5 protein-coding genes and 1 pseudogene are annotated in these 4790 nt (G+C 60.2%); 2 read left to right on the forward strand and 4 right to left on the reverse strand.

The window, feature by feature from the left end; translation table 11 throughout:
• The 4 genes and pseudogenes from JOY90_RS02830 to JOY90_RS02845 form a co-directional block, all read right to left on the reverse strand.
• Window positions 1–214, reverse strand: a pseudogene (locus JOY90_RS02830) (IS5/IS1182 family transposase); the annotation flags it as partial.
• 349 nt (window positions 215–563) lie between these two features.
• Window positions 564–2003 (reverse strand): phospholipase D-like domain-containing protein, encoded by a 1440-nt coding sequence (locus tag JOY90_RS02835; RefSeq protein ID WP_291689652.1) that lies wholly within the window; start codon window positions 2001–2003, stop codon window positions 564–566.
• Window positions 2000–2380: a hypothetical protein gene (locus tag JOY90_RS02840; protein WP_291689653.1), complete on the reverse strand. Its 381-nt coding sequence runs from the start codon at window positions 2378–2380 to the stop codon at window positions 2000–2002. The genes JOY90_RS02835 and JOY90_RS02840 overlap by 4 nt, the downstream gene beginning before the upstream one ends.
• Before the next feature lie 327 nt (window positions 2381–2707).
• Entirely contained in the window at window positions 2708–2854 is a 147-nt protein-coding gene (locus JOY90_RS02845; RefSeq protein WP_291689654.1) for a hypothetical protein, read from the reverse strand.
• A gap of 360 nt (window positions 2855–3214) precedes the next feature.
• On the opposite strand from JOY90_RS02845, the gene JOY90_RS02850 reads away from it, so the two are divergent.
• Window positions 3215–3616, forward strand: coding sequence for a hypothetical protein (locus JOY90_RS02850; protein WP_291689655.1), 402 nt, complete (start codon window positions 3215–3217; stop codon window positions 3614–3616).
• 249 nt (window positions 3617–3865) lie between these two features.
• Entirely contained in the window at window positions 3866–4594 is a 729-nt protein-coding gene (locus tag JOY90_RS02855; protein ID WP_291689656.1) for a hypothetical protein, read from the forward strand.
• The last annotated feature ends 196 nt before the right edge of the window (window positions 4595–4790 follow it).

Raw genomic sequence — 4790 nt, forward strand, 5'->3', positions numbered from 1 at the left:
TGTGTTTGAGAATGGCGAGCCCCGCCATCAGACGGGTCGGCAGCGGCGGCCGCCCGGGCTTGTCCTCATAGACCGCGCCGAACCGCTCTTCGAGAAACCGCCAGTCGATCGACCGCGCCAGTTTCACCAGCGCGTGCTCCATGTCGATGATCGCGTCCAGCCGCGAGCGCAGCAGGTCGGTCTGTCCCGTCTCGCGTCGTTCCCTGGGTCGCATCGTTTCCTCCGATGCAACGACGGAATCACGTCTGGCGATTCGGACGAAATCCAAAAACGAAATTGCAAGCTTTCCAGCCCTTAAACCGCCAAAGCTTGCAATCTCAAACGCCGCTCGATTCTCGAAAGCAGATCAATCTCAATAGCTTGAGAATTGTTCACGGACGACTGGATGATCTTCAAGCAGGTGCTCGAACTGAAGGTCCATATTCGCTAGAGCGAGAAGGGCAGCCTTGCCTGATCGTGGGACTCCCCACGTGCGATCGTGCGTATGCGCAATTGTCGCCCAGCAAGAGATGACGCAGGCCATATTCGTGATTTGCTTGCGCGTCCTGTGACTACCCCCGCATTCAGGAGCCTTTGCGTCGTTTGACGCGCGGGCGAACTGCGGGCTTTCGGCTTCGATGAGCGGCCGCCGAGTGCGGACCGACCGCCGGCGTAATCCCGCCGGTTGCCGCCTGCAGGGCCGGGCGTGGGCGCGCGGCCGCGTTGTCGTTTGGCGTCGTCAGTGCGTCCGCCGCCGGCGTGGCGCCGAGCCAGAAAGCAAGTTCGGCCGATTTGACCTGGTTGTCCGGCGTAAAATACGAGTTCTGCCAGTTGTCGTCCGTGGCAAGAAAATGCCAAGCCTTTTCTTGCTCTGTGCTCAGCCAGTAGCGCCAGGCGTAGTGATCGTAGACATCGAGGCAATGCGCAGCATAGGCTTCGGCGATCGCACGATGGTTGTGGATGATTGCCATGTTCTCGTCGTTGTTATAGGAGGCGGCGTAGCCATCGTTGTGGCTGCCGGTCACCACAACACAATTGTCGGAAAACGGATCAACCACGACGATCTTGTCATGGATGATCGCGTGACCGGCCTGGTTCAGTTCCTTTTCCCACTGGCCGAAAGCGTCGTCCGCGGTGATGCCCTGCGCCCGGATCACACGGTAATCTTGCGGTAGGAGCGGATCGCCCTTCTGGTGCTTCGCGGGCTTGCCGTTGTCGCCGCCGCCATGGATCGCCGTATAGAATTCGCCCGACGCCTGCGAAGCGGTGACCGCGCCGCGCACGAACAGCGATGGCTTGGCCTTCAGGGCGTCCGCCACGGCATCGACGATGCTGGGCGAGCCCGGCTGGAACACGAGGAACAGGATGGCCTGCTGCGCATTGGCGATGATGTCGAAGACTTCGGTCAAATCAGGCGGCCGTGTTTCGTCCGGGCCATGGTTCCTGCCGCGCGCTTTTGGCGTATTGGGCGAGAACCAAAGATCGACCGTACCGCTGCCGTCCTCGAGCGCAATCGACGGAATCGGCTTTGCGTTCTCGCCCCGGAATTCGCTGGACTGTTGCGCCTTGCCGTTCGTGCCGGCTGGCTGGGTGTCCGCTTTGAGTCTGTCCCAATAGGCCTTGTAGGCTGACGCCAGCCCTGGCGAACGCGCGATGACCGAATTGTTGGTCTGGGCGCACAATCCGTGCGAGGTCCAGTTGGTCGAACCGAACAACACGGCCTGCGGCCCGCCCTTGTCGAGCACCTGGAATTTGTTGTGGCCGATATGGCCGCCCGGCATGAAACGGTCAATGACGTCCGCGCCGGCAGCGTGAATCTGCTTTCGCTCCGGCGCATAGGTGTCGTTTGTCTTCTCCTTGTCGTCCGTGGTGCCCGGCATGTTGGAGAGAATGACATGCGCTCTGTTCTTCAGGGCGGCGAGATGCGCGATCGCTTCGGGATCTTGAAACTCGTAGAGCGCGCAATAGACATCGCCTCCGTCGCTCGCGGCTTCGTCCGACAGGGCGGTGAGCGCTTCAATCATGTCACCGGCGAGATCAAGGCGAAGCGGATCGCCTGGCTTGATGATGTGCAGTTCGAGCGCATGGAGATCACAGGGCCATACGGCATTGGTTGCAGCTTGCCGGGAGCGCCGGTCATCGGAACGATCTTGTACTTATAGGTGCCGCCGCGCTTGGCGTAGACATCTTTCCAGAAAAACTTCTGCACCGGATCGTCGGCGGTTGTGCGCCCCGGCGTGGCCTGCTGACCCGAGAACGTCGCCATGGCCGGCAGGCAGGTCTCGGTCCCCGCACGAACATCGATGCGATATATTGCAAAGCCGAGGCAATTCGGCAGCCTGCCGCCCATCGTCCATGCCACGACTGCCATATCGTTGTTGGCAAATGCTACCGCCTTCATCGCTTCCTCCGACTATTTTCCGGCACTCTGCAAATGGATATGCCCGGCGCACCAGCGGGCTTCCAACGCAGCCCCAAAAACATATCGTCGCGCGTCGAAAAAGACTTCGCGACAAACAACATACGCTAAAGTTGCTCTGTTACAAAATTGTGATGAGGAGTTGAACAACTATGGATCGATTCGGTGGCGTCGGTTGGTCGAAGGAGAAAATGGAAAAAAACCGTTGAGGCCAATTCCAGCCGGATCGCTGTTGCAGAAAAGCCGTGCAGGCGGCCAAGGCAGGCCCCTAGCGTTCCTGGTTGGCGGGCGTGCCCGTGGCTGCCGGCGTCAGCATTGCTTTCCTTCTTTCTTCGTGCTGCGGACGAGCATGACAAGGTTGAAGATGACCAGCGGGACAACGGCAGCGCTGAGGCACAGGACGGCCATGCGGCCGGCTACGGTGTCGAGGAGATCCACGGGGCTGTCGGCGGTCATCCGCCGCTAGCCGCGGCGTTCTACCGCGCGAGCGGTTTAGTCCCTTGACCCGTTGCGGAAGTTGTCGCGGCATTGGCACTCAGTGCCCTGGCCGAGGTCGCCGAATGGGCCCTACCTCTTTTAACGCTGCTGGCCAGCGCCAACCCGAGCTTTAAGGAAATTTCCAACGCCCGATGGCGTTTTGCTGGCGCTGGGGGAATGACGACCTGAGGGGGGTACTAAGGTCGCCCCCTGCGGCATGGTAACCCGCGAAAGCGGTGAGGTGACAGGGACTGACCATAGGGCGGGCGACGCCTCAGCAAAGACCGAATCTGGCGCAAAACATCCCCAAATCCTGCTGCAGATGTGAGGAGATCCGGCGTGGGTGTTCTCTATGACTACTTTTCTGCCTCTTCAGACGAGGTTGCGGCGACGGCGCTCAATCGCATCGGTGGGCCAGGCGCACCGTCCAAGGATACGCCGCCGCTGCCGGCGTTCGACACGTTTCGGACGAAAGTCATAGACCCGTTCACGCTCGGTAACCTGGAAGCGCGGCTCACTGGTCGGGACGATGAGGAAATCGACCAGGGGCCGCGTGCGGGCAAGCCACTGGCGGTCGAGGACGACGGCGCGCTCATGGTGGTGACGTTGACCGACGAGTTGCAGACTGCGCTGGCCGACGCCGACCCGGAGGGGCTTGGCCCGTGGCTCAGTGAATTAGCTAAACTGGCCCGCCGCGCCCGTAACAGGGGCGAACGGCTATACTGCTGGGTCTGTATCTGATGCCGCGCAGCTCCGCCCTCTTCACTTTAATGCCCGTCAGATGCTCATGCGGGACCCGCCAAAGCTGCGGCGATCTCTGCCGGCCCCTTGCCTTTCCTGTGCAGTTTACGCACCGCACAAGGGGCATCGGATCCAATTCCTGCAGCGCAACTAGAACTTGAATTCATTAAGGAGTTAACGCTTCGAGCCTGCATCTTTGGTATCGGGGATAGGATGACTGCAATTTAGATCGGTGAAAGGCATACACAGATGAGTGACAATTTGGAGGCTCTTCGCGCTCTCAGGGGACCAGGACGCGGCAAGCCGCGAGTGTTGGAGAATGCGAGTTTCGTGAACACAGAATTGTCGATCGCCATCGGCCCGGGCGACCCGCCGGATGCGCCGGTACGTGTCAGAAATTGCTCGTTTTCTCATTGCACGGCTGTGGTCCACGTTATGCCGGGTGTCGAGCTTGAAGGGGTTGTACTGGACAATGTCGAGTCACCCGACTCGATGACAATCGCCACACAAACAGTTCTCAGAGAGGTGATCGTAAAAGGCTCCCCGATGATCGGCGGCCTGTGGGTCAAGCCGATCTTGGCCGATCGTGCTGTGGGCGATGATCCTCTCACCCAACGTCTGCGGCGCTGCGCGCAATGGGCTGTGGCGGCTTCACAGAGCACCGAGTGGATGCTTGATTTCTCGGAATTTGACGCTCCGCATACGGAAGTGGTGGGTCTTCCGCTCTCCAAGCTCAAATGGAATCGCGAGCGCCATGTAGCTCTAAGACTGGAACGGACAGCGTCAGAGCTTGAGAGATGGCGCCGGCTTGACTTACCTGTGACGAGCTTCTGGACGCTTTGCATGGGGCGACTGAAGAGTTTCGGCGCCACCGAGGGAGTGTTTTTAATGCCCTTGCAGTGGACCAAGAGATACGCGCAGGCGAATGAGGAGAAGATGCAGTTGATGGACGCCGGATTCTTGGTGTCGCCGGAATGATGACGCGGTCGCCGGATTCTTTCTCTTCATGCGTTGCTGCAGGTGCTCAGGTCTCTTAGTGTGAAGGGTTTCGGACGACGGCCCGCGGAGGACGGCGCCGCTTGCGCATGGGTCGTCGTCGGAAAGCCTTCACATGAGCAGGAGTGGCGCAAGGCTTGGGCGACGCGGAGCACCGCCGCTCTCAACAGCCGCCTAA

It is taken from the genome of Bradyrhizobium sp. (genome assembly GCF_019242285.1).
Taxonomy (GTDB): Bacteria; Pseudomonadota; Alphaproteobacteria; order Rhizobiales; family Xanthobacteraceae; genus Bradyrhizobium.